Origin of the sequence: Trinickia sp. LjRoot230 (assembly GCF_964253315.1) — a bacterium.
GTDB lineage: Bacteria > Pseudomonadota > Gammaproteobacteria > Burkholderiales > Burkholderiaceae > Trinickia.
This window is the reverse complement of record NZ_CAXUQX020000001.1, coordinates 2385691-2410568: the sequence shown is the minus strand read 5'-3', so window position 1 is coordinate 2410568 and position 24878 is coordinate 2385691. Positions and strand designations below refer to the sequence as shown.

Sequence of the window (24878 nt, the reverse complement as noted above, 5' to 3'; positions counted from 1 at the left end):
CTTTTCTCGTCGCTTTCGATCAGATCACTGCCCTTGAACCTCTAAAGGGGAGCCCTTAACAAAACATCCGCGCGCGAGATACGCCGCGAAAAGTGCATAGCCGTCGGCGTCGGGCGCAAGCGCGAGCGCTGGGCGCAGCGGTTCGCCGGCAAAAAGCGCCTCGCTGATCAACCATTCGCCGTCGGAAAGCCGCAGCAGATCCACGCCTGCGTTCGTACGCTGCACGAGCAGCCTCACCGGGCCCTCGTCGAGCGAAATCGCAGCGAGCGCGGCGTCGTCTTCCTCGAGTACCGCACGCCAGATCGCGTCGGACGCAAACGTGCAGCGCTGAAGGCGCGCAGCCGGGTGAGCCGCAAGACGCAAGCTGCCGAGTGCGTCTTCGGTAAGACCAGCAAGCATCGAGAGATCGAGCGGGTCGACATCGCTCGCGTGCAGCACGACGTTCACTTGCCACTCGAGTCTCGCCACGTCGGCCAGGTACGGCACCGATGCAGCTTGCGGCAGCGTCTCGAGAAACGCGGGGAAGGCTGCTCCATACGCGTCGAGCCACGCGGTCGTCGGCAATACCTGCTCCGAAAAGAGCCGTGCGGCACCCTCGAGAAAATCCGCTCCTACGAGTCGCTTGACCGCGGGAAACGCGAGGCATAACGCCGTGGCGAGCACGCTCGTCGCTGTATTGCGGTAGACGTTCAGACGCGCGCTTGGCGCAAGGCCGTCGGCCAGTACCCAGGCCGTTGCGTCGGCGTTCTCACCGCCTAAGTCGCCCGCTGTTGCGGACGGAAAGAGGCTCCGGCAGAACGCCTGTTGCAGCTCAGCGAGCGAAGGTGACTGCAGATTCATGGCGAATCGTCTCCAGTGCTGTGTCGGCAAGGGCAGCCTCTTCCATCAGCGTCTCGATTGGCGGCACGTCGGTATCCCATTCGATCAACGTCGGGACCGGGCCGAAGTGTGCGAGCGCGTCGCGATAGAGCGCCCATACTTCAGTGCTGACGCGCGAACCGTGGTCGTCGATTCGCAGAATCTGCCCGCCGTCGAGATGTCGCACGCTATGGCCCGCCAGATGGATTTCGCCGATGGCCGCTGGCGGCAAAGTTTCGAGATAGGTGGCGGCGTCCCAGCCGTGATTACAGGCACTGACATAGAGATTGTTGACGTCGCAGAGGATTCCGCAGCCGCTGCGACGGGCAAGCTCCGCGAGGAATTCCCATTCGGGAATCGTCGAGTGTGCGAAGCGCAGGTATGTCGATGGGTTTTCGACAAGAATGCGCCGTCCGAGCGTGGTCTGAACTTCATCGACGTGACGACAGACGATGCCAAGCGCTTCTTCTGTCATAGGCAACGGAAGGAGGTCGCCGAGATAGGAGCCGCCGATCGCGCTCCACGACAAGTGCTCGGAGACGAGGCCTGGCTCCACGCGTTTGATCACCGCGGCGATACGCGCAAGATGTGCGGCATCGAGGCCGTCGGCGCTGCCGAGCGAGAGCCCCACGCCGTGGAGCGAGAGCGGATAATCGCACCGGATACGGTCGAGATAGTCGGGTGCCGCGCCGCCGCCCATGTAGTTCTCGGTATGCACCTCGAACCAGGCGACGGCGGGATGTGTTTCGAGCGCCTCGCGATGATGACGAAAGCGCAGCCCGACACCCGCTCGCGGGGGAATGGCGCCGCACGCATCGTATGCATCACGCGTAGCGGCGGCGATGCCGGGCAAGGGTGTCAAGGCTGCGGCGCTCATCGTCGCGACCTTTAGCTCGCGCTGGCTTTGCCGCCGGCGATCTTGCTGCAATCGCCGGCGGGCAGCAGCACGAACGACTTCGCGTCGCGTGCCTGCGTCGCTTGGCCGGCGCATGAGTGCGCACCTTCGGCGCAGTCGTTTTTCGCTGCGGCGTTGATGCCGTAGCATTTCTCGAGATGGTTTTTCGCCATTTTTTCCATGTTTTCTTTGACGATCGGGGGCGCGTTATCCATCTTGCCCATCCCTTGAGCCTGTGCGAGCCCGCCTTGCATGGCGAGTGCGATGCCGACGGCGGCGGACAGCGATGCGACGCTCAGAGCTTGTGTGGCCATTTGATTTCTCCTTAAAGGAACGGTTATCACGGTTTCGATCGCACAAGACACGATCTGAAAAGGTAATTCGTTTGGAGATGGCCGATGGTTACAGGGGTGTAGACGATTATTCGATTGTGGGGACTTGCGGTGGGCAACGCTCCTTATCGTGCTGACAAGTCAAATAGCATATGAAACGGTCAGCGGGTAAGCTAGCCCCCACACGGCCTATTCCACACGCCAAGCTGCACCCGCACCGGCTCTCGATCGCCGCCACACGCCTTGTCGAACGGCAGCATAGCCGTGTACCCGAGGCTCATCGACTGCGGTTCGAGCACCGGCGAGGGCATCAGCGCTGGCTGCACATGCATATGCAGCACTGCTTGCGCTTCATAGCCCAGATACAATCGCAACATTTGCACGACATCCTGATACATCGGCTGCCCAGGCATCAAGCCGCGAACAGACGAAGGCGTAATCGGCGCGATCACAATCTTCACGCAGTTGCCGCGGTCGAAAAAACCTCCGCCCAGCACGTAGTGTTCGCCCAGCGGCATCGGCTCGGTAGCGGCGACGGCCACCCAAACCGGATGAAATTCCTCCACCGTGATCGTCGCGTCCGGCACCGCGTGTCGCAGCACACCGGCAACACCTTCCGCCGTGCGCGTTTTCTGGCCCATCAACGCAAGCATCGACAGCAGCTTGCGTGTGCCGACCGATGTTTCGATATCGGGTGCACCCAGCCCTAAACCGGCGAAGCTCAGCAGATATGTCGATACGGCATCGCGCCCGCCGCGCTGAAAGCCCACCGGATACCGATACTTGCGCCAAATGCGGTAATACTGCGTGACCACGCGGTGATGGAACAGATCCAGAAACGCCGCCAGCGGCTCGGCGCCCTCATGGTTCTGCGCGATCTGATCAAAGAAGTACGACGGCATTCGCGCATCGACGCCGTACAAGCCGAGGAACGTGGTTCGCACGGTCGGCGGCAGTGCGGTTTGACCGGGCTCGCATTCCACTGCGTCGATTTCACGACTGGGAAAGCTCAGTCGGGCTTTCGAACGAAAGCGGATCGGATCGTCTGCCGGTGACTCGGTGGCCCCCAACAGCGGACGCTCCGGCGCACTGCGTTCCAGCAGTTCGCAGAACCGGAAAAAGTGCATTTCGGTCGCGTGCGAGAAGAGTTCCCGCCACAAAGGCGGTGTATCGATATCGAGCATGCGATGCGCTTCGGTCGCGTTCAAAACGGCGCCCCTTCGCCTTTGGTATCGGGCCAGACGAGGCGCTGCCCGGTCGGTTGCGCGATGATGATGAGCCGCGTGTACAAATTCAGCGTGGCATACAGCCCGAGAAAGCGGTTGAGCATGGCGCCGAACAGTTCGATATCGCCATCGCCAGCGAACTGATGGCTATCGAGCGTGACCTCGATCTCCACGCCGCGCAGCAGTCCACCTTTGACGAGCTTCTGTACTGGCCGATGCCGCACCTCGACGATTGCTTCGATCCTGCGACGATTGAGTTCCCCGTCGGTCCAGTCGTACAAGGCCAACGCGCCGCGCAGCAGCTGTGCGTCGAGCAGCGAAAGATAATTGGGCGTCAGGTGCGACAACACACGCCAGTGGAAGCGATCCCCGTTGGGTGGGTGGACGGGCAAGGTCGGTGCGATCAGATTGCGCACGGCGGCCACGTCGGTGAACCCAGCGCGCATGCGCATGATTCCGGCTTCGCGCAGGCCCTTGCGCGGCAGCATGCCGTTTGTCCCGGTCACCGACAGCGACAGTGTTTCACGCGGCAACGTCGTCGCGCGTTCCCATGCATGGCCGCCAAGCACGACCCACGTGTCGAAGCGTCCGGAAGGGCCGCGCCGCACGCGAGTGTGGAAGTAACGTTCGGGCATCTCGTGGCGCAGCATGCCCCCGCGGTGGCGGAATGCCGCGAAGGGCGCGTATTCGAAGCGCGTGCCCGCGCCGATCTCGAAGCCCTGCACGGCGTCCACTGAATAGACGTCCACGTGTACGCCATGCCGTTCGTTGGCCAACACACGGTAGTCGGTGTCAAACTGAGCCGTAGTGATCGGATCGGCTTCCAGGTCGAATAAATTGATGATCGGCGTGCAATAGAGCCGCAAGTTGTCGGCAGAAAAACGCATGTCGTGGGGATACGGCTTTTGCAGTACCACCTCGACATCGAAGAACGTCACGTCGTTCGGAATCGCCTGGATATCGAACCCCAGCATATCCACGAACATGAACTTCTCGGGAAACGTGAAATATTCGAGCAGAAGCTGATATCCGCCGAAAGCGTTGTCTGCCTTGGGCCAGAGCCGTTCATCGGGGGCAAAGCCGGCCGCTTCGAGGCGCAAGCCGGGCATGGCTTGCGGCGCTCCCAGATGATCTTGTGGATGCCCCGGTATGCGCGTCTGCATCGCCAAGGGTTTTGCCGTCAATGCCGCGTACAGAGCGAGTGCCACAGGCCGGTCGGCATGCAGGTATAGCCGCAGGCGCGGCACATCGAGTTGCGCGCGTTGTGCCTGCGGCTCGATCGAGAAACGCAAGCGCAGTACCGAACGTCCGTCGTCCCGTGTGGTGGCCTGCGCTTCGGTCAGGCGCAACGGATAAAGATCGACGGGTTGGGTAGTGCGATAGACACATTCAACAGCGGCCCGGTCACTGGCGCCAGTGTCGAGCACAATCGGATTGGACACCGCTTCGAGACCTGATTCAAGCCGTTGATGCCGTTGCAGCGTTCCGCTGTCTGGCTGCAATTCGAGAATCGATAGTGATGGAATCATGCGCAGGTAGTGCGGCCAGAGCATGCTGACGAGACCTTCGGTCAGTTCTGGCAACTCGTCGTCCAGCTTATGGCGTAAGCGGCCCATCAGGAAGGCGAAGCCTTCGAACAAGCGCTCGACATGTGGATCGCGTTCGCCGAGGCCATCAAGCCCGAGGGCTCGGGCGCGGTCGGGGAAGGCTTGAGCGAATTCCTTGCCGCCCTCGCGCAGGTAGCGCATTTCCGCGTCGTAGTAGCGAAGAATATCGTTGTCTTTGGTCGGACTGGTCATAAGGGCTGCGACTGGAAATAAAGGTGCATATGCGCTACGGACTTGAGTTGGTTGGCAGTCATTTACGGCGCTAATTCGAGCCGGTTGCCGATGACACTGATGCGTACAGGATCGGCTTTTTTCCATTGCGCTTTCGGAATCGTCAGTTGCCATTCGGCGTTTTCTCTATCGCGGAAGAACGCTGCGATGCCGATGTACTGGGCGTCGTCGGCCATCGGCGCGTTCAACGCGACAGCCGAGTCCGGGCCTAGGACGATGTCTGTTCGGCTCACTGCTTCAGCCTTGAGTACGCTGCCCGCATCGGTCAGTAGTTGCGCGTAGGTCGCCATTCCGAAGGCTTTGGCGTCTTTCAATTGGTAGACCTGCATCGCGACCGGCAGTGAAACTCCGGTGTCGTCGCGATTCAGTTCCGTGCGGCTTTCGAAGATGAGATTCATCTGCTTGACCTTGGTGGCGAAGATCGCGCGAGCCGCGCCCGAAGATGTTTCTTTAACGGATTGCCACGTCCCGCAGCCGGTCATTAGCAAGATGGTTAGCAGGACGGCCGCGCCGGTGCGCAGCGTTAAAGCGCTCGCTTTCGTCATGATGGGATCAGCTCGGGCGGCAGCGGCGGCATGACGTGGGCGATGTCGCCTTTGCCGATGATAAAAATTCGCTCCGGTAGCTTGAAGCCGCGCAGCATCAACAGATCGAGGGGCCCCGCGCCGATTTGCGAGCGCAGCACATAACGCAGCGTTTGCGCATGCGGTTGCTGCCAGGCGAGTTGGTAACGCGTGCTATCGAGCGGCTTGATCTCGGCGATGGCAAGCAAACGCAGAAATGCCCAATCGCCTGTTGCATCGAACGCTTGCCGCAGGCCCGCATCGAGCGTGTGCCACGTCAGCGCGGCGTGGCCGTGTAGCCCGTCGCCGGGCCAAATGATCGGAGTCCAGGTCTCCTGTTGGTTGAAGTACACGATCCGCTGTTTGTCGATCGCGAGTTCCGAGCGCGTGACGGTGGGCGTGGGCTGCGCCATCAGCTCGAAGCGATAGCCCGCATCGCCTTGTGCATAAAGGCGTGCGCCCAGCACGGAGATTTGCTGAATCGCCTTGAGGAACGCCGGGTCGAACGCGAGCGTTTGCGGTGCCAAGCCGTTGGGCGCCCATTGGTCGCCTTGTCGGCTCAGCACGCCGGCGAGTTCCGATTCGAGGAAGTGCGTAATCAACCCGCTGGTTGGGCGCATGTAACGTCCGAGTTCCGCGAAAGAGGCATCCGCGTGAGTGTCGTGGAACGGGTAGCGGCCATCGAATGCGCTGTTGAAAGGCACTGCGATGCTGGTGCGCCAGATGTCATTGATGCTGGCCGCAGCTGGTTGGACAATCGTCTGCCATGCACCGTCGAGCGGGCGAGCGAAGAGTGCATCGCCGAAGCCAGCCCAGGCGGCGCCCAGGCTGGCGGCGGTCAGCGCCGCTTGCTCGCGCACCTGCGCCAAGTCCGATAGCTTGCCTTGGAAGACGGCTTGCGCGAGCGAGCGCGCCATAGCTTGCGCGTCAGGGCTGCCGCTGATTTGCTGGAGCTTGAGGCGCATCGTGGTGGCGGCAGTCAGGTAGCTTTGCAGACTGACGCCGTTTAGCGTGGCGGGAGCATTGCCGTTCATCGCGTGGTTCGCGCCGCTGTTTACCGTTGCCCCACTGTCGCCTATCAGGGCGAGCAGGGGGCCAAACGATTGATCGAGCGGATTCACCGGCCGACCACTGGCTTTGTCGTCGCGGCCGAGCAGGTCTTGCGCGCGACGCACCAGTGTGTCAGCGAGCGCTTGAGATGGACGGCCCGCCTGTGCCTGAGCCTGTACCGATTTGACCAGCGCGATCAGCGGGGAGGTCTGCGCGTCGGTCAAGCGCGTGAGTTGGTCGATGGCTGTGTTGAGGTTGGCGGCTGGCTGCCATTGGAGGCTATTGAGCATGTGCTGCCACGCTGCGGTGTATTCGGCGAAATAGCGGGCGGTGAGCCGTTGCTTTAGTGCGGTAGCGCCGGTGGCGGTCATGCTGTTCGCAGCTGTGGTGTCGATGGTTTGCGCGGCGTTGTCGCCGAGCACCCAATCGCCTTCGACGCGCCGTTCGCCAGCGGCCTTGTCGATGGCGTCGGCGATTACGCTATCCCACGCGGCACGCGTGTACACGCCGGGCACGGTCGCAGACGTGGCGAAGAGGCCTTGCGCGCTGGTGCCGTTGAGCAGCGCGGGCAGCGACATATCGGCATACTTGCCGCGTACGCCGACGAGGATCGATTGATACACCGTGTCATCCGCGTTCGCGAGACCGATTTGATTGATCAAGGTCGCGCGTGCTGCGGCAATGAGCGGCTCCGAGGGCTCGATGCGCCACGCGGGACGGGCCTTTAGATGATTCGAGAAGAAGCTCGCTAGACGTTGTGAAGTGTCGTGCCATTCGCCGGACGGCATGCTCGCCGCCATCGGCCACACGGACGCGATCTGCGTGGCCAGGAATTCGGCGTCGATATGCGGCGGGTCCGCCAGCATGAGATAGGTCTTGAGCAGGTTGTAATTGCGGCGCTGTGCATCGTGGTCTTGCAGCGTATCGGCGCGCAGTTTCCCGAGGTCCGCGAGCGCGCTTTCGAGCGTGAGTTGCACGGGTGCGCCGAGCAGCCCGCGGCTGGCTGCAGCGTAACGAGCCCACAGCGCATCGAGCGTTGCACGGTCGCGATTGAGGCCGAAGCTGCGCGTACCCGGCATGCGATGTTGCAAGCGTTGCTCGTACATTTCGATGCGTTGCTGCAAGGCGAGCAGTGAGCGTACGCGTGCGGCGTCATCGCCGTTGTCGAGTGCGTGCATCACCGCTTGTGATTGATGGATTGCGGTGGCATTGGCGAATGCGGAGATCAACATTCCGATGGACCACACGCTGACCAGCGCGAGCGCGGCGACAGTGGATACGGTGATCGGGTGGCGCCCTGTGCGTCTGCCGCGTGTACGGCGGGCGAGCTCGCTTACATGCGACAAGGTTGGTGTGAGCGTGGTGGCAGCGATGGGCGTGTCATCGGCGAATGCGGCGGGGAATGGCGTGAAGAAAATGCCTCGCACCGGTAGCCGGCGTGCGCGGAGGGTGGCGATCCATGCAGCAGCGGGTGTCGCTCGTTCGTCCAGCCGTTCGGATAGTCGGGCGGTGTAAATGTCACGCGGCTCGGTGCAGAGGCGTTGCACGCCGAGCCGGGCGAGTTGATCGCGCAGCGCTAGCAGCTTCGAATCGATGGGCTCATTGCTATCGTTGCGAGAGGAGAATTCGCATCCCGCGACGGTCGTGTGGCCGTCTCTGAATTCGTCGACCTGCGCGACGTCGAGCACATAGACAGGCGCGGACCAGCGCAACATCTGCGTGATGCGGGCGAGGTTGATGTTCGGGCCGAATGAGCTGCGTGTTGGGGCGAGTTTGTCCTCGTCGCCGTCGACGACGAGGACGATGCCGTCTACCGGTCGACGACGAAGGTTATAGAGCTGCTTGAGCCAAGCATCGTCAGGGTGTCCGCTGGCATCGCTGGCGCGCCACAACAGTATCGCTTCGTCGGTGATCAGGTAGCCGTGATCGACCAAGTCGGGCAGGAGCCGCGCGATGGTTTTGTCATTGCCTGTTAGGAGCAGCCGGGGTTGGTGGGAGCTCCAGCCTTGGCGTTGCACCAGTTCACGGCGAAACGCATTGAGCCCGTTTGTCGGCAGCGATTGCTTATCAGAAGATGTTGATAACCAAGCCTGGGTGGCGCCGGCGATTGCGGCGCTCTGAGAGTGCAGCCGCTGTCGCAAGACACGTGCAGCATCAGACCACCGGCCGAGGCGATCAAAGGACGCGACGAGCGCAAGTAGCAGCGCACAGAACGCGAGCGCAACAAGCCAGTGGCCTTGCTGCTGCGGTGTCTCGATACCGATATGGTCACTCCAAAGGACGATAGCGCTAGCCGCGAGTATCGCCAGCATAAGGATAGAGAGCAGGTCGGGGCGTACTTTTTTCATGCCTTTACTTTTTGCATATCAACGCTCGCATCTCGCGCGGCAACGTTGCGATCGACTAGACGTCCACATATGAAGCGTATTGGGACGGCACAAGGCGGGGGCTCGGGTGACAATGACAGATGCACAGATCGCCGCTCAGCGCCGCTTCGCGTCCGTCCGGCCCCTTGGTCGTAAGTCGAGTGCCCGCGCAGCCGATTTTGCCCATCGTCTTGCAGATCGGGCACCAGACTTGATCGTTCTCATATGCCTGCTCACGTCCGTTGGACTTATCGTTGGTCGCGCCACCTTCGACCTTGCCACCAGCCGTCGTGTAGTCGCCTTTGAAGATGTCGTAGCGTTTGGTCATCACATGCTCGTTTTCGAGAAATAAAGAGCTTCTAGGCGGTTTTCATGGCTTGGTGTTCATAATGCAATCGGAACCGCAGCTCGTGCCTGTGTCGGCGTTTCTTCCAGACATCGGACGATGCAGCAGTCGACGTTCTTGCCATTGCCAACGAAAACGGCTTGAGGCGTAACAACGTTTGATAACGTTGCATTCGCGCAAGCTAAAGCGAGCCAGGGAGCCGCGACGCCAGCGTCGCCAACGGCATCGTCCAGGTTCGTGGACGATGCATAAAATTGTGCGGATGCGCTGGAATCTTTCAACAGCGTCGTCACGTCGGCGGGGAGGCCTGTCTGCCATAGGTGCTGAACCGCACGCGCCTCAGTAGCGGCCCATAGGAGCGCAGACGGAACAGCATCACCGAGCGAGTGCAGCTCACACCGGACCGGGCGGAAGAGATGCCGGCAGTGCGGCCCACCGGTTTGCAGTGCGATCGATGGTGGCGCGAGCAATACGGCGGCGCCCGTTTCGGCGCTGCCTGTTGGCGGCGAATTGTACAAAAGAGGATGCAATTGAACAGCGATGATCAATCGCGAGTCATGGCGTCTTTCCCCGATAATCTCATCGAGCCACGTGTCCAATGCGTACAGATCGAAGTTTGATGGCAGTTCCATTAGGGGCGCCGAAGGCAGTGAACGGCGCTCCCAGCATGTTCGCCATATGCTCTCGTTGTCAGAGCGAGGAAGCTGGTTCGATACCAACAGACAAACGCGAAGATTCAGGCGGCTCGGAACTGCTTTGATTTTGGTACCGAGGTCGTTTAGTAGCTCATCGAACAACCAAGCGGTGGCTTTTCGGTGCCGTTCCATATCATCTGCTTTTTCGCCCGGCGTCAGAGCGGAGCCGGGTACGTCTAGCCACCGCACTTTCGCGGGTTCATGGTCGGGAACGATCAGTTCCCGCGTCTTCAGAACCGTGGTGCCACTGCGCAAATCCGCGGCGTCGTTGTCCTCCGCGGAGGCGGAAAACCGGTAGGCTGCTCCCAGCAAGATCAGGGGACGGCTCGCCGCCTCAAAAACGCGCTCGCGGTAATGGCGCACGGCTTCGTTGCGCATTTCGACGTCGAGCCTGTAGCCCTCATAGTGACTCCAGTGACGCAGAATCAGTAGAGCAGGGATGCCCGCAGGGACCAGAACGAGCGTCGCCCAAAACTTCCACGTGTGCGCAGACAGGCTCGTAGGCCATAGCCACAGCACGATGAGGCTCAGCCCCAGTGCCATAAGGACGAATACGACGGACCAAAGGAAGTGGGACGGGCCGTGGTCCGCGAGCGGTTCCTCATCAGGTAAAAGTGAGAAGTTGACGGCCATGTGTCAGCGCTTAGCGTTATCGGTTATCGACATAAAATATCCAGTCATATGTTTCTCGCTCCCTCTAGTGGGATATTCTGTAGTCTTTGATGTTGCATCGACTTGACCGAATTTTGAGGGTTAACGTTCTTGCGTAGTCTCCGAATTTCCCACAATGGCTTATCATTGCGCCAGACAGATCGAGCGTGAAGCTGTCGTTTAACGTTGTAATCGAAGCCATATCAGAATAACCATATTCCGACAATTGGAATGTCGTCTTATTTCCGTCGATTCGTGATGGAAATTTATAAAGATTCGTCGAAAACGAACAGGTCGATGATTCATCGTTGGCATCTTTTCCTACTGTCGAGGTAAAATAATCAAAGCCGGCGATTTTGTCGTCTCGCAAGTACAGCGTAAACTCATTTTTGATTCCTAGTTTTGTTGAAGTGCATTCCCATCCCTGTTCGCTGGCCTTTGAACTCGCCGATACAAGTGCAAATATAATGACGCAAATAGTGCTCTTACACGGGCAGATCATGAGCGTTGCTTCCGCAGTGATGATGTGATCTCAAGCAGCGTTCGACCCGGAGACATGGAGCTAGGGTCGCATGAGAACAATTGTGGTTTAATGTTGATTTCTACAAAATCGTTTAGCCAGTTGCGATGAGCGGCTACATACGATCCGTGTTCGTTTACGATTATTTCGGCTCTAACTTTGCCGATTTGCGTGATTAACAAACGTTCGGCCCGCTCTTCGGGTAGATTTTGCTGAATGAATAGCAGTACATCCTTGAGCCCAAGATGATGACTTGCATACATTACCTTGGCGCGCTCTGTCGAATTCAATGACTGGAGGGCATACCCTGATCGTTCAATCGATTTTGCATTTCCATTTGCATAGTCGACCGCTGTATGAATTGCGCATTCCGGATCATTTCGAAGATCCAGTAGTGCCTGGATATTTGCATCGTTCGCCTGGGTGCGGGCGACGACGTTCTTCATCAACCGGACTGCATTCAGGGGGATTGGTTTTTTATCTGCCAGGACGAACAGGAATTTATTTTCCGGGCTAGTGATGATCCAGTTTTCTGATTTGGCTCGTTCGTTTAGGAACGCTCCGTCAGTTGCGGCCATGGTTATCCACGTTCCGTCGAGAAACTGAGTTAGCCCGCGAGCGGACGAAGTGTTTGCGGCCGATGTTGGATCCCATTCTCCGGTGCTTACCAGCCTCTTGACGGTTTTTGGCGTACCGTCTTTGTTCTTCAGCGGCTTTCCATTAGCGTAGACCTGCTTGGTTTGCGGCACGCGTATCTTTCCGGCCTCGGCATTGATTATGGCGGCAACCGCTTGAGGCTCTATGCCTGCCCGTTTGGCGGCATCAATAATACATTTGCGGTATTTGTCGTTAGGCCCCAAGCGCAAGTTGTCCTTGTTTGGGCATTCCACTCCGACATTCACAACGGGATTGCCACCGAGGTCACGATTGTGACTCACCTGGCCATGCTCCAATTTCAAAGGCTTGTGCGTATTGAGATCGGGCAGTCCATGGTGGCGCCTCATGGCGAACTCAAGCTTTTGTTTGGGGCTGCGCAAGGTGACCTGGTGCGTTCCCGGAGGCAGCCGTAAGCTGGCAACTTCCTTTTCGCCGCCCTCGATCTTTTGAACGAACACGCGCGGTTGGTCGTCTTTACCCGCGGTCTGAACGGGTGGAAGCAGCCCGAGTTCGTCCGTGGTGAATCGATACTCGCCCAGCGCCGAAGCGACTCGCGTCCCCAGGTTTGCGATGGGATTGCCGATGGCATCCACAAACCGAAGCCAGAGCTCACTGTAGAACGAGTCGCCTTGCTCGCGCTGTGTCGGCTTATGTGGAATCTTGATGCGTTGGCCGACGTAAATGAAGTTGGGTTCACGGATTTGGTTGAGCGAAGCCAACTCATCCGCGTTCACGTCGTGCTGCTGTGCGATCTTGCTGAGCGTATCGCCGCGAGCGACTTGATAGATGTCGTATTCCCTCATGCGTTCTCCGGCTCGTCGTCAGTATCCATTGCGATTTCGAAACTGCGAAGGATCGGATCGCGGTCGATATCAAGCTCATTGAGCACGGCCCATTGGCCATGACCGAACAGCGCGGTCATTGCGGTACACGTGTTCTGATCTTCGGCGCGAGCTGAGCCGCTAGCGACGCTGACTGCGCGTTGGGCGACGCGAACTTCTCCGGCAGCTTCGCCCTCCGTGAATAACTTGTATTGAACGTCCTTCAGCGACACACCGTTGTTGATGTCGCGAAAGCTGAGTTTTTGACTGAAGGGGCCAAGCTGAGAGTGGGGGAGGTCTGGTATGGAAGCGTAGACGGTGTTGGGGCCCTGCCGTCCAAAGGACGCTGCCTTGAACTCTCGTTCGCCGCGTGTGCCGTCCTCGATGCCGGTACTGGTCAAACGCAGGTAAGACCCACCGCACATCAGCAGCAGTTCATTCTTGGCAGCGATGTGTACCTTGCCGTTGGCGCTGGTGATTGTGAGATCCTTGTCGGCTGCAAGGGCCATGGCATCGCTTTGCGCCTGAACTTCGATTTTTCCGCGAGCCGCGAACAGCTTCATCCCAAGCTTCTGCGCGAAAAGGCTGATCCTCTCACCTGCCGCGACGGTGAATTTACGCGTCACGCCGACGTCGGCGTTCTCGCCGGCGGTGAAGGTAAGGCTGCGGCCCGCGTTATGTTGGATCGCGTCGGGCGTGGTGAATGCGATGGACGCACGGGCGGACAGTAGCATGACCTGTTGTTGCAGGTCCACGAGTTGATTTTGCAAGATGTCATTTATCGCCTTGACGTCGGCGGCGTCCGCTTGTGCTTGCGCGGCGGCTGCGGCCAGACTATCCAGCCTAGCGTGCGAGGCACCAAGTTGATCGATGGCTTCCTGCATGTCGAGTTGCATGCCTTTGGCACCAGGGCGGTCATACGTCGTCATGAACAACCCGCCCCCCGCCCTAACAGCCCCCTTACCCGAAGTCCGCAACTCGAACCCCTCGCCACGTTTCTGGCGCTGCCCGTCGACCATATGCCCGAGCGTGAGCTGGCTCTTACCGGAATGCTCCGTCGACAGCTTGACGTGCTCCTGACCTTCCCAGTCCTCCATCTCGAGCTTGTTGTCACTTTGCGTGCGGATCACGTTGCGCGACATCCACCGATCTTGATTCGTAATCAGATCGGTGGCTTGACTATGATGATGAAACGCCGCGATGTACGGCTTATTCGGATCGCCGTCACGGAATTCGATAACGGCTTCGTCACCATCGAGCGCCGGAAAATGCATACCGGTCTGCAGCTTCCCTGCGAACGGTTTGGCTAGCCGCAACGGCACGCTTTCTCCACCCGGGTTCCACGCGTCGAAGTCCAAATCGAAGCGCACGACATAGAACCCAGCCTTCGTCACATAGGCGTATTTGTACTTGCTAGGCGAGGTCACCCGCGCGGACAGCGTCCCATGGATGCGAGGCCAAGACGTCTCATTGATCGGTAGACGAAACCGCCGGTCAGCCGGAATCGCCTTGAAGGCATTGCGATACCCCTTGTCACGTGCTCCAGTGTGAATGACCTCCACAATCACCATGCCGTTCGGCGCGTCGGGCAAATCGTCGTCGGTATGCACGATGCGCGCGCAGCGCAGGTCGGCATGCGTGCTCTCGCCGTCGTACACAACCTGCCAGCAGATGGCGGCTTCATGCCGCAGTTGCGCTTCCCACTTCGCCTGCGTTTGATCCAGATGACCGGTGCCGTACACATACGGCTGTCCATACGTCGTCTCATCCTTGCTCGCGACGTTTGCGTCGGCCTTCACGCGCTCCCACGCCTGATCAGGGTTGTAGTCCGCGACGACGAACGACTGCGCCACCGTCGTCGCATGCGTATGCAAAGAAAGGATCGCGTCGTCGCTGGTTTCCAAGCCAGCCGGCTCGCGATAGGGCAGCGTGAGCGTGGGCTGATAGAGGTAATGATCGATGTCATCGGCGAATACCAGGATGTCGCCATGCTCGGCCGGCATGAAATAGCAGTAAATGCCTTCCTGCTCCATCAGAACGCGCAGGTAATCCCAATCGCTAAGCGCGTATTGCAGACGAAAGGCGTGTTCGGGATACACGCGACGCAGCTTAAACGCGAACTGATGCCCTTTGAACTCGTGCCGGCGCAATATCGCCTCGATGATCTGCGGCGCGCTTTGATGCTGGAAGATGCGGCTGGCGCTCGTCAGGCGAAGGCGTGAGGCATGCGCTTCGATGACGAAGCGGTAGGTACTGAGATCCTTCGTTGTCCTAAGTTTGCTAAAGGCCGTGATGCAGCCATGAAACGCGCGCGGCTCATTGCGCTCGGGAATAAGTGCGAAAGTGGCGTGCTTGCCGAGATAGTCCGCACGCAATAGCGCATCAGGATGCGTAAGCTCTGCAGTAATACGCCATGGCTCACCGATGCGCTCAACAATGCGAAACGATACGGCCGACAACTCATCGGCGCTTTCCACGCCCGGGACATCAACAAAGTACGACTGCCGTCCCGGAATGCATCTCGAGGCGACGATGTCGTCGAAGTAGGTAGACATGCGTTTATCCCTTGTTTTGGGTGGCGAGACGACGTTGACGACGTATGACAACACGCATCATCAAACGAATCAGCACCGCAGCGAGGGATCGAACATAAACGCTTTTCACGCGAACGTGAAGCCGTTCTAAATGAGATAAGACATCTCAAATTAATTTTTAATATCGAGATATCAATTCGGAATAGTCCGATACGCCCAGCGCGAAAAGCGTGGTACTACTCGCACGAACGCATACCTCCTTACGCAGCACACGTCCGGCCCACCGCCTTATAGAGGCAACTCAACGAGACACCATGAAAATCACAAGACCACTGTGGACGAAAGGCATCTTCATGTCGCCGCAGCATTTCCAGCAGCAGGGGCTATGGAGCAGTTTTTGCGACGAGCAGGTCGCGCGGATCGCAAGCCCCGATCCGTGGGGCGTGCAACGTGTCGGCTTCGATAAGCAGGGGCTTTCAGCCGAGCGTTTGCAGGTCGATGCATTGACCATCCGCTTGCCGGATGGAACATGGGTGGATACCGACGTCGTCGATAGGTTGCCCCCCGCGCGCAGCCTCAACGATGTACCAAAACACGTCAGTGCCGTGACAGTACTGGTTGGCTTGCCGCTGATGGACCCGCAGGGCGCCAACTATGCCGACGATGGACACAAGCCGGCTCGTCCGCGTCGCTTCCTACGCGAATATGTTCACGTGGCCGATCTTCATGGCGACACGAACGAAGAGCTCAGCGTCGAGCGACATGCGCTCGCACTGCTGTTCGACTTTGAGCAGCACGACGACTACGTGACTTGTGCGATCGGACGATTCGTCCGAAATACCTCGGGATGCTTCGAGCCTGACGCTGCGTTTGTCCCGCCATGCTTGCTGTTATCGGCAAGCCCCCATTTGATAGCGCGCATGCAGCGCCTTCTCGAGATTCTCGCCGCTAAGAGCGCGAGTCTCGCGCATCGTCGCAAGGAGCGCTCCGATCAGATCGCCGATTACGCGGTGGCCGACGTATCGTTGTTCTGGTTGCTGCACAGCGTGAACGCGACGTGGCCAGAGTTGGCCCGATTGTGCCAGGCGCCAAATCAGCACCCGGAGCGGCTATACGCGGTGCTCGCGCGACTGGCCGGCTCGCTGCTGACGTTCTCGATGACCGAGACGCTGCACTCGATTCCCCCATACGACCATCGCGCACCGGAGCCTGTCTTCGCCGCACTCGAGGCGCTGATTCGCACGTTGCTCGATACAGTGATTCCTTCGAGTGTGGTGCCGATCACGCTCGATCATCCGCGCGCAACGCTGTGGTCGGGCCAGTTCAACGACTCTCGATTGATCGAGAATACCGACTATTACCTCGCGGTGCGTGCAGCCATGCCGGCGCATGATTTGTTGGAGCAGTTTCCGCGCTTGTGCAAGATCGGTGCGCCTGACGACGTGCAACACATCGTCAGCGCGGCGTTGCCTGGCATTCCATTGCGGGCGGCATCGCGCTTGCCAGCAGCCATTCCGGTCCGCATCGAAAATCACTATTTCGCGCTCGATGGAGCCCACCCGGCGTTCAAGCGGATGACCGCTGCGCATGGCTGTCAGATCTATGTGCCCACTTCCATCCCCGAGGTATCCGTTGAACTTTACGCGGTGCTGCCCGCATGACGCTTACTACATCGCTGAGTATCAACGCGTTGCCAGTCGCCTTTCGCGATACGGCATTGATGGTTGCCGAGCTGGGCTGGCATAAAGCCCACTTATCGTTCGAGACGATGCGCCAACGCTGTCACGAGCAGGTGGATCGTCTGCGAGCGGATTTGAAGGCGAGTGGCCAAGCGAACGATGTGATTCAGGACGCGGTCTACGCACAGTGCGCGTTGTTGGACGAGGCCGCGCTGAGCTATCTAGAGCCGCACGACAGGGAGGCCTGGGAACGCGAACCGCTGCAAGTCTCTGAATTCGGCTCGCACGACGCGGGCGAGGCGCTAATCACACGCATGCGACTGCGCTTACATCAATCAGAAGCGGAGCCGATGTTGTTGGCGATTTTCCATGCGGTACTCGCCCTAGGATTCGAGGGCCGATTTGCACTCGAAGGTCAGAATGTGCGAGCGCTGATGATTCAAGCACTCGGTGAACGGCTGGGCGTGCCCGATGCGCCGAAGAACGGCATGGTCTTGCCTCCTGGCGTGCAGCGGCGTTGGTTCGCGCATTTATCTCTGCCGGTGTGCACGCTGCTGGCGATCGTCACGGCTGGCGCTCTATGGGCACTGCTTGACCAATGGCTGGGCGCGTTGGTGGGGCGTGCAGTATGAGCCGGGCCGGGCCGGGGTTGTTCGAGAAGGTGACGGGTCACTTTGCAAATGGTGCCTCGACGGATGACTTCGATGCGGCCACGCAGGCGTTTCTCTCCGTGCAGGACAACATTCAGCGCATCCTTAATAGTCGTCGTAACGGGTTGCTGCATTTGCCCGATTACGGTCTCGACGATCTCACCGAAATCTACCGTGACCTGCCGGCCTCGACGCTGCGTCTGAAGCGCGTGATGGAGCACACGTTGTTGAAATACGAGCCGCGGTTAAAAGCCATCGACATCGAGATCGACGACACGCAACCGGGCATGCTCCTGAGTTTCACCATGACATGCCATCTCCATCAGACTGGCCTTGTGCGCTTCGGCACACATTTCCAGCCGGATGGAAAGACCCGGTTGATGCTCCTGAGAGGCGAGCGGGATCGGTACTGATGCGGATGCTGGGATTCACAATACACCGGATAAATTTCGCATATCATCCGCAGGCGCTTCTTCGCACGCCGTATCAATGTATGGAGGACCTCACGCAAACACACATACGCCCCCCACCACGAACATCTGTAGTACTCCTAACTAATCGACCACAGTAGACGGCTGTATGACGTTCTCTTATCTCATGATCAAGGAATGGACATGAAGGCTATCAATCATTGGATACGCGATATACGGAATACGATGTCTGTATTTATATCTGCGCTGCTTATCGTTATACCTGGTGCGTACGCAAAAGCCGATCCTATCGTTCTTAAGGACCACGGCAGCTTTTACGTCGGAGGGCGCACCGTAACATCCGCAGCCGTTACGGGCAGCGCGGCAGGCCTCGCTGGTTCTTCGAACCAAGGCGATATCACCGTCGATCAGATGTACGTCAGATATCAGATTCCGGTGGGGCCGGCCCGCTTGCCTGTCGTCATGGTTCACGGCTGTTGCCTGAGCTCGAAGACGTGGGAAACGACGCCTGACGGCCGGACAGGCTGGGACGACTACTTTACTCGACACAGCCGCCCCGTCTACCTTGCTGAGCAGGTTTCCCGCGCTCGTTCGGGCTTCGACGCCACCTCCATTAACGAGGTGAAGCTCGGCATGCTGCCACCCGATGCACTCCCGTACATCATCATGGGAAGTCACGAATTTGCGTGGGTTGGCTTCCGGTTTGGCGCGAAGCCTAATCAAGCGTTTGCCGACGAACAATTCCCGATTGCGGCCGTCGACGACCTTTATAAACAGATGATTCCCGATCTGAACGGACTGCTACCGGCCGATGCGAACCCAACGTTGAATCATCTCGCTACGTTGTCCAAGCAGATCGGCGGCGCCGTCGTCATGGGGCACTCGGAGTCGGGATTTTTTCCGGAGCAAGCCGCGCTTGTCGATCCGACTGGAATCAAAGCGATAATCTCGCTCGAACCCGCGCAGACGTGCTCGACGTCGTTGAGCCAGCAGCAACTTCAAACGCTCGCAAAAATTCCAATCCTGATCGTATTCGGCGATCATTTAACCGACGCTTTCGCTTCGTTCTGGATACCCGCACTATCGCAATGCCAAACGTTTGCCGCGAGTGTAAGGGCGCTAGGCGGCGATGCAACGGTGCTTCAATTGCCCGATGCCGGTCTCAAGGGCAACAGCCACATGATGATGCAAGACCGGAATAACGACAAAGTGGCGGATGTGCTGTTGCGATGGATCGACGGCCACGTTCACCGGTAATCACAGTCGCGCTTACGCCCTAGCCGGCATGCAATCGTAGATAGTCGCCGGCTAGACAACGCCCGATCGTGTTGCCTGATGCTTACGGAAATCCGTAGCAATGAGCGCAATGCAAAGCACGCCAAAAATCTCGTTGAGCCAAGCGGAATAAAACCGTCGGTGCCGTGTTTTAAAGAGCATGGAACGACGTTGAAATCTGAGCCGCGTTGCGTTCAGGCATCGAGACGTCGCTTATCGGAAGGAGGTTGCCGCGTGAACACTCTCGAGATGGCCCGTGCAGCGGGTTTCGTGATTTTGCTTGACGGAAAGATCGGCCAGGAGGCCTATCACTCAGTAACGGGATCGCTTCGCGCGCTCGAACGATTCGAAGCGTTATGCCGCGAGACAAGATGCAAAACGTCGCACGCTAATGAGGGAAGGGCACCAGACGGCTCGGCCGATGCCCGCTTGCCATTGGAAGAGGCGTGTCGGTCATGAGCATCTTGGCCGAAGATCTGATCGCGCTGTTAGGGCTGCCGGCGCCGCGCGGGACGCTTACCGAACACCTTCTGCGTGAAATCGCTGGGCTTCTGATCGCGCGAGGCGTGGACGGTGCAGATGAATTCGGTCACGAACGTTGCGCGCAAGAAACGCGCGATGCGTTCGTGTCAATTTAAGTAGTTTTTATCTTTCAAGGAGATCAATCCTCATGAATCGGAGACTCGTAAAGCTTCTTTTCAGTCTGACGATCTGCACAGTCTTGGCTGCGGGTTGGCGGCCCGCGCAGGCGGCTGCGGGCGTCAGTTTCATCGAGCCTGCCGACGGTTCCACCGTAACCAACCCCGTGCACCTCAAGTTTGCCGTGAGCGACATGAAGGTCGCCCCCGCGGGGAATTTGATTGACGGAACGGGACATCACCACATTCTGATCGACGCCAAGCCGCTTCCGAAAGGCGAGGTCGTGCCGGCGAATGACCACGCGATTCACTATGGCAAGGGCCAAACCGAAGCCGACGTGACGCTTCCGTCGGGCGACCATACCCTTACGCTGCAGTTCGCCGACGGCGCACATCGGTCATATGGCCCCGATTGGAGCCAGACCGTCAAGGTTCATGTCAAGTGAAGCCCGCTTGCCGCCGCTCGCAACCTGTTAATTCTGACTCCTAACGAGTCCTGAGCGGCTACCGGCTTGCACTCGAAACCGATTGCTCGGCCTTGTCAGAATGATGTGCCGCCTGCGGTGCGCGTGTTCGCATAAACACGCCTGCCAGCACTGCCGCGATCGTAGCGGCGATCGCACCGAGCAGGAACGCAAGATGATATCCGCCATTGAGGGCAGCATTGAGTGTCGCGCCCGTCGAGGCAAGCCGATCGGTGCGCGCTGCTGCCAAGCTCGCGAGAATCGCCAAGCCCAGCGCGCCGCCCATCATGAACGAGGTATTGACCACGCCCGACGCGAGGCCCGATTCATCGGGCGCGACATCGCTCATGGCGGCCAGCAGGACCGGGTTGAACGCCACGCCGGCGCCAAGGCCAAGCAACAGCATGCCTGGCAGCACATGCATCGCGAAACTGCCATCGACGGGGGCGCGCACAAACGATGCAAGCCCCAGCGCTGCGATCAAAAGGCCGACCGACAGCGGCGCACGAATGCCGAAACGCATGACGAGCTTCGCCGATAACCCGAGCGAGAACACGGCCATGATGATGTTGGCTGGCAAGAACGCCAAGCCCACTTTCATCGCGCTATAGTTCAGCACGCGCTGCAGATAAAGTGCAGAAATGAAGAACCATGCGAACATCGCAGCCGCCCACAACACGCCCACCACATTGGCGGTCGCGACGTTGCGCAGCGCGAACATGCGCAGCGGCATCAGCGGATGTGCCACCCGCGATTCGACGACCAGAAAAGCGAGCATCAACGCAATCGCTATGCCAAGCTGAGAAAGCGTCTGTGGCGACGTCCAGCCCGCTTCGTTGCCGTGCACGATTGCATAGACCGCCAGCATCAGCGACGCCGTGACGCTGAAGGCGCCGGCCACATCGAGCTTGGTGCGCTGAGCCAGTGGCCGTCCGGCCGGTAAAAGCGCGAGGCAAGCCACATACACGCCGATTCCAATCGGCACATTCACGAGAAAGATCCAGTGCCAGCTAAGCGTGCTGGTCAACAAGCCGCCAAGCAGCACGCCGATGCTGCCGCCGCTCGCGCATACGAAACCGTAGACGCCCATCGCCTTGGCGCGCTCGGCCGGCGAGGTGAACAGATTCATGATCAGAGACAGCGATACAGCGGACACCACGGCACCGGCAAGCCCCTGTATTGCACGCGCGACAATCAGCAATGCTTGCGAATTTGCCAGCCCGCAAGCGGCGGATGCCATTGTAAAAAGCGTGATGCCCAGCAGAAATAGTTTCCTATGCCCGAACAGATCCCCAAGCCGCCCGCCCAGCAGCAAGAAGCCACCGAACGTCAGCATGTAGGCGTTGACCACCCATACGAGCGACGTTTCAGTAAAGCGGAGATCGGCGCGAATGGACGGCAGCGCGACGTTCACGATGGTCGTGTCGAGCACGATCATCAGGACTCCGAAACAAAGCAGAGTAAGAGCAAGCCAGCGCTTGCGTTCATCGATGCCATGTGTCATGAACCACTCCTGCTATATCCGTGATTGTTCTAGGGGCGTGCGACATGCAACCCGCTGCCGCAGCACAATTTGTCGCGAACGATGATAAAGGTTTGGCGCATTCTTCGGCGCCAAGTCGAACGTAGCCGATATACGCGCGCGGGGCCGCGCGCTACGCGCACCGGCGATCGGGGCACTACGTTTTAGCTATTATGAAAATCGCTCGTTGGCGGCCAGCAGCATCACGGGCGGACACGTTATACGCCACACCGAGCCGCGGGTTGCCGCGATAGGCGAGTTCAATCGTCATCTGGGCCGTTCACGCCAATCCCGGCTCGGCGAAGCAGCTCTGACACCGCTGTCATATAGCGCTTGAGTTTTGTCGGCGGGATATCGAATAAGGCTTCGATCGCATCGTAGGCCTGCTCGTCCGACTTACCGTCGGTCGTCTGGAGGTCATACCATTCGGCAAGAATTCGAACGATGAGATCGACCTCCTCCGGACTGTACTTTTGACAGAGCGTTTCGCGCACGGAGGTGGCCACCACCTGCTGCAATGCGAGTTCTTCCGGCCCCGGGTTGCTGTCAACAGGCTCAATCCCGGCATGGTGGTGGACATCCGTAGTCCAGGCGCGGCTGACAGCGGAAACGGTATTGTGGCCACCTTTGCCCGACAAGCCCAACATCGTGGGCTGTCCACACTCGAGCCTTATCTCGACATCGTGCACAGACCCATCGTTTTGAGTCACCGAAAATTCCCATTTGGAAATACGTACGCGTTTCAATCCGATGTCGGAGTGGTAGCCCGCGATGCGCCCAGTGAAGTCCAGCAAACGACCTGGAAAGCGCCCGATGAACCAGTCGGCAAGATTGCCGGAAGGATCGATCGCTACCTGGTAAATCACGCCATCGATCGATGGTATGAGGGGGCGCCCAGCATGCTCCGCTTCGTTAATCTGTCGGATAAGCTCCGTTTCGACCGCTCGAGCGTTCGACAGCGAACCACGTAATCTGCACCAGCCAAGTGCTCTCAGCGAGGCCGGCCGTCCTGCAGCGAAAATCAGGCTGACATTTTTGCCTATGATCGCTGTCTCCCGCACCGCCTCGCTTGCAAACCGTATCTGTCCTGAGCTGTATCGATATCTGCCGTCGTTTCGTGTCTCCCCGGTCATGTCGGAAGGCGGCGATTGAAGCAATCGATCGATTCTGTTCGAGATGTCGTCGAACGCAGCGAGCTCCGATTCGTCAGGAAGGCCCTTTGCGCTATAAACATGAGCGAATGACGCAAGCGCCTTTTCATCCCAGTCCCGTCCGTCGTGGAAGCGGTTCTTGATTACTTCGAGTGCTCGTCTGTCGGGCGTCCCCTTGCGTGAATACACGCTTGCGATGGACGACAGCACTTGAATGTTCCAGTGCGATTGCTCGTCGGTGCAATATTGTGCGACCACATCGACATCGCTCATTTCGGGCAGTCCTCTTCCGCTTTGCATCGAGGAAAACGAGCGAAATACTCTCTTGCTTACCGAACCGTCGATTTTGCAGTACGTCAAGAATTGCCCCATTCGAGCATAAATATCGAAGTCAGGCGCTCGACGACGCAGCCACGCATGAGTGAAAAATCGTTCAAACATACTCGAAAAAGAGCTTGGTTCAATGCCGTGGCGATAGAGCAGCATTAACGTTGCGGCGATATCGTTGATGAGGTCTGCATCGGCGGACAGCATCTTGGCTCCGCTCATGGAGTTGCTACCGGCGATCAAATCTACAAAGTTATCGCCGACCTCGGGGGCAGATATCCCTTCTGACGCCGATAGAAGATCGAGACGTGCGCGGATCAACTCGGTCGCCTGGAGATACGCCAACCTATGGGGCGAAATCCTGCCCGATACCCATTCGGCGATACCGGCTTCGCCAGGAATGCCAGCCTTTTGATGCGCTTTGGAGAATTTGTCGAGTTGTGCGTAATCCCATTTACCGCTCTGGCTGAAATGCACTGTGAGCCGATCGAGACCTGCTTGTTCGGGTAAGCCTCTGCGGCTGTGCAGCCTTGCAATGGGCTTCAGCAGACCAAGGTCCCAATGCCCGTCGACATTGGTGCACCACGCTCTGAGCGCATCCAAGCGGTCCATCGGCGGCAGCCCTTTACCGCTAAGCATGCTCGCGAGGTGCCGGAAGACGGTTGGCGAAAATGCCTCGTCATTCCAGCAACGCTGCAACAACCCCTCCATCTGTTTACGTATCGGTCCCATTCTCCGCAGTCGTTCGATTCCAGCAAGCGTAAATGCTTGCTCGAACATGCTGGAAAACGAACCAGGCGCGATGCCATGTCGGTGCAAGAGCATCAGCGATTCGCCAATATCGGCCAACAACGAGGCGTTCTCTACGATATATGTTGCGGACGAGTCGGAACGGTTCGAAGAGAGTCGCCGGAAAAAATTGTCTGGAATGCCAGAGGGCTCAATGTTTTCGCCACGTGCCAGCTCGCTCAATTGTTCCCGGATGGCGTTCGTCGCACGAGTACACGGATCTACCTGCATGCCCGACACGAGTTGCGGCAGCGTCGCTTTATGGGAAGTAAGCGGAGCGTCGCCTGATCTTTGCGGCTCATGAATGCCACCGGTGCGCAGTTGTGCACGCCGTCGCTGGGGTGCGCCGGCGAGTTCCGAAGGCAGGCCTTGCTCTGCAGACGGAACGGGAGATCGATTCGAGTTCTGCTGTTGCGAGTGCGCGGTGTGTTGCCTCTCGTCGCCATCGTCATCAGCCATGCCGAACAGTTTGTTATCGATTCGCAAGGCGATTGTCTCGGAGCGAAATGCGTTCAGGCGTCAAGCCGGGAGTTCCTGATCCGATCAAGATAACCAGAGTTCGGGAATAAGAGGATTCGGGGAACGGAAACCACATCGTCA

At 58.8% G+C, this 24878-nt stretch carries 19 protein-coding genes; 6 read left to right on the top strand and 13 right to left on the bottom strand.

Annotation, left to right across the window (positions count from 1 at the left end; all coding sequences use genetic code 11):
• Nucleotides 1-24: 24 nt before the first annotated feature.
• The 11 genes from ACSQ20_RS11240 to ACSQ20_RS11190 form a co-directional block, all read right to left on the bottom strand.
• Nucleotides 25-840 (bottom strand): HvfC/BufC family peptide modification chaperone, encoded by an 816-nt coding sequence (locus ACSQ20_RS11240; RefSeq protein WP_436019895.1) that lies wholly within the window; start codon nucleotides 838-840, stop codon nucleotides 25-27.
• Nucleotides 812-1735 carry an MNIO family bufferin maturase gene (gene bufB, locus ACSQ20_RS11235; RefSeq protein WP_436019893.1) on the bottom strand — a complete coding sequence of 308 codons (924 nt, stop codon included), beginning with the start codon at nucleotides 1733-1735 and terminating at the stop codon, nucleotides 812-814. The genes ACSQ20_RS11240 and bufB overlap by 29 nt, the downstream gene beginning before the upstream one ends.
• 11 nt (nucleotides 1736-1746) lie before the next feature.
• Nucleotides 1747-2067, bottom strand: coding sequence for a BufA1 family periplasmic bufferin-type metallophore (locus ACSQ20_RS11230; protein ID WP_436019891.1), 321 nt, complete (start codon nucleotides 2065-2067; stop codon nucleotides 1747-1749).
• Between the two features lie 191 nt (nucleotides 2068-2258).
• The gene (gene tssG, locus ACSQ20_RS11225) at nucleotides 2259-3293 is read right to left on the bottom strand and encodes a type VI secretion system baseplate subunit TssG (RefSeq protein ID WP_436019888.1); all 1035 of its coding nucleotides are present in this window, start codon (nucleotides 3291-3293) and stop codon (nucleotides 2259-2261) included.
• Nucleotides 3290-5110, bottom strand: coding sequence for a type VI secretion system baseplate subunit TssF (gene tssF / locus ACSQ20_RS11220; RefSeq protein ID WP_436019886.1), 1821 nt, complete (start codon nucleotides 5108-5110; stop codon nucleotides 3290-3292). The genes tssG and tssF overlap by 4 nt, the downstream gene beginning before the upstream one ends.
• 62 nt (nucleotides 5111-5172) lie before the next feature.
• Nucleotides 5173-5694 (bottom strand): type VI secretion system lipoprotein TssJ, encoded by a 522-nt coding sequence (tssJ, locus tag ACSQ20_RS11215; protein WP_436019884.1) that lies wholly within the window; start codon nucleotides 5692-5694, stop codon nucleotides 5173-5175.
• Nucleotides 5691-9110: an ImcF-related family protein gene (locus ACSQ20_RS11210; RefSeq protein WP_436019882.1), complete on the bottom strand. Its 3420-nt coding sequence runs from the start codon at nucleotides 9108-9110 to the stop codon at nucleotides 5691-5693. Before ACSQ20_RS11210 ends, tssJ begins: the two co-directional genes overlap by 4 nt.
• A 55-nt stretch (nucleotides 9111-9165) precedes the next feature.
• Entirely contained in the window at nucleotides 9166-9456 is a 291-nt protein-coding gene (locus ACSQ20_RS11205; protein WP_436019880.1) for a PAAR domain-containing protein, read from the bottom strand.
• Nucleotides 9457-9512: 56 nt separating this feature from the next.
• Nucleotides 9513-10802: a hypothetical protein gene (locus tag ACSQ20_RS11200; protein WP_436019878.1), complete on the bottom strand. Its 1290-nt coding sequence runs from the start codon at nucleotides 10800-10802 to the stop codon at nucleotides 9513-9515.
• 516 nt (nucleotides 10803-11318) lie between these two features.
• Entirely contained in the window at nucleotides 11319-12800 is a 1482-nt protein-coding gene (locus tag ACSQ20_RS11195) for a LysM peptidoglycan-binding domain-containing protein (RefSeq protein ID WP_436019876.1), read from the bottom strand.
• Nucleotides 12797-15373: a type VI secretion system Vgr family protein gene (locus ACSQ20_RS11190; RefSeq protein ID WP_436019874.1), complete on the bottom strand. Its 2577-nt coding sequence runs from the start codon at nucleotides 15371-15373 to the stop codon at nucleotides 12797-12799. Before ACSQ20_RS11190 ends, ACSQ20_RS11195 begins: the two co-directional genes overlap by 4 nt.
• 293 nt (nucleotides 15374-15666) lie before the next feature.
• Between ACSQ20_RS11190 and tssK the strand changes: the two genes are divergently transcribed.
• The 6 genes from tssK (at nucleotide 15667) to ACSQ20_RS11160 (ending at nucleotide 20471) form a co-directional block, all read left to right on the top strand.
• Entirely contained in the window at nucleotides 15667-17013 is a 1347-nt protein-coding gene (tssK, locus tag ACSQ20_RS11185) for a type VI secretion system baseplate subunit TssK (protein ID WP_436019872.1), read from the top strand.
• Nucleotides 17010-17663 (top strand): DotU/TssL family secretion system protein, encoded by a 654-nt coding sequence (locus ACSQ20_RS11180; RefSeq protein ID WP_436019870.1) that lies wholly within the window; start codon nucleotides 17010-17012, stop codon nucleotides 17661-17663. The genes tssK and ACSQ20_RS11180 overlap by 4 nt, the downstream gene beginning before the upstream one ends.
• Nucleotides 17660-18094 carry a type VI secretion system baseplate subunit TssE gene (tssE, locus tag ACSQ20_RS11175; RefSeq protein WP_436019868.1) on the top strand — a complete coding sequence of 145 codons (435 nt, stop codon included), beginning with the start codon at nucleotides 17660-17662 and terminating at the stop codon, nucleotides 18092-18094. Before ACSQ20_RS11180 ends, tssE begins: the two co-directional genes overlap by 4 nt.
• 243 nt (nucleotides 18095-18337) lie before the next feature.
• Nucleotides 18338-19369, top strand: coding sequence for a hypothetical protein (locus tag ACSQ20_RS11170; protein WP_436019866.1), 1032 nt, complete (start codon nucleotides 18338-18340; stop codon nucleotides 19367-19369).
• A gap of 473 nt (nucleotides 19370-19842) precedes the next feature.
• A complete protein-coding gene (locus tag ACSQ20_RS11165) occupies nucleotides 19843-20025 on the top strand; it encodes a hypothetical protein (RefSeq protein ID WP_436019864.1) in 183 nt (60 codons plus the stop codon).
• A gap of 32 nt (nucleotides 20026-20057) precedes the next feature.
• A complete protein-coding gene (locus tag ACSQ20_RS11160; protein WP_436019862.1) occupies nucleotides 20058-20471 on the top strand; it encodes a DUF4399 domain-containing protein in 414 nt (137 codons plus the stop codon).
• A 58-nt stretch (nucleotides 20472-20529) separates the two neighbouring features.
• On the opposite strand, the gene ACSQ20_RS11155 is transcribed toward ACSQ20_RS11160, so the two are convergent.
• Together ACSQ20_RS11155 and ACSQ20_RS11150 are read right to left on the bottom strand one after the other, a co-directional pair.
• Complete coding sequence (locus ACSQ20_RS11155) at nucleotides 20530-21993, bottom strand: DHA2 family efflux MFS transporter permease subunit (RefSeq protein WP_436019860.1); 1464 nt, start codon at nucleotides 21991-21993, stop codon at nucleotides 20530-20532.
• A 278-nt stretch (nucleotides 21994-22271) separates the two neighbouring features.
• Nucleotides 22272-24764, bottom strand: a complete 2493-nt coding sequence (locus ACSQ20_RS11150) for a hypothetical protein (RefSeq protein WP_436019858.1) — start codon at nucleotides 24762-24764, stop codon at nucleotides 22272-22274.
• Nucleotides 24765-24878 lie beyond the last annotated feature (114 nt).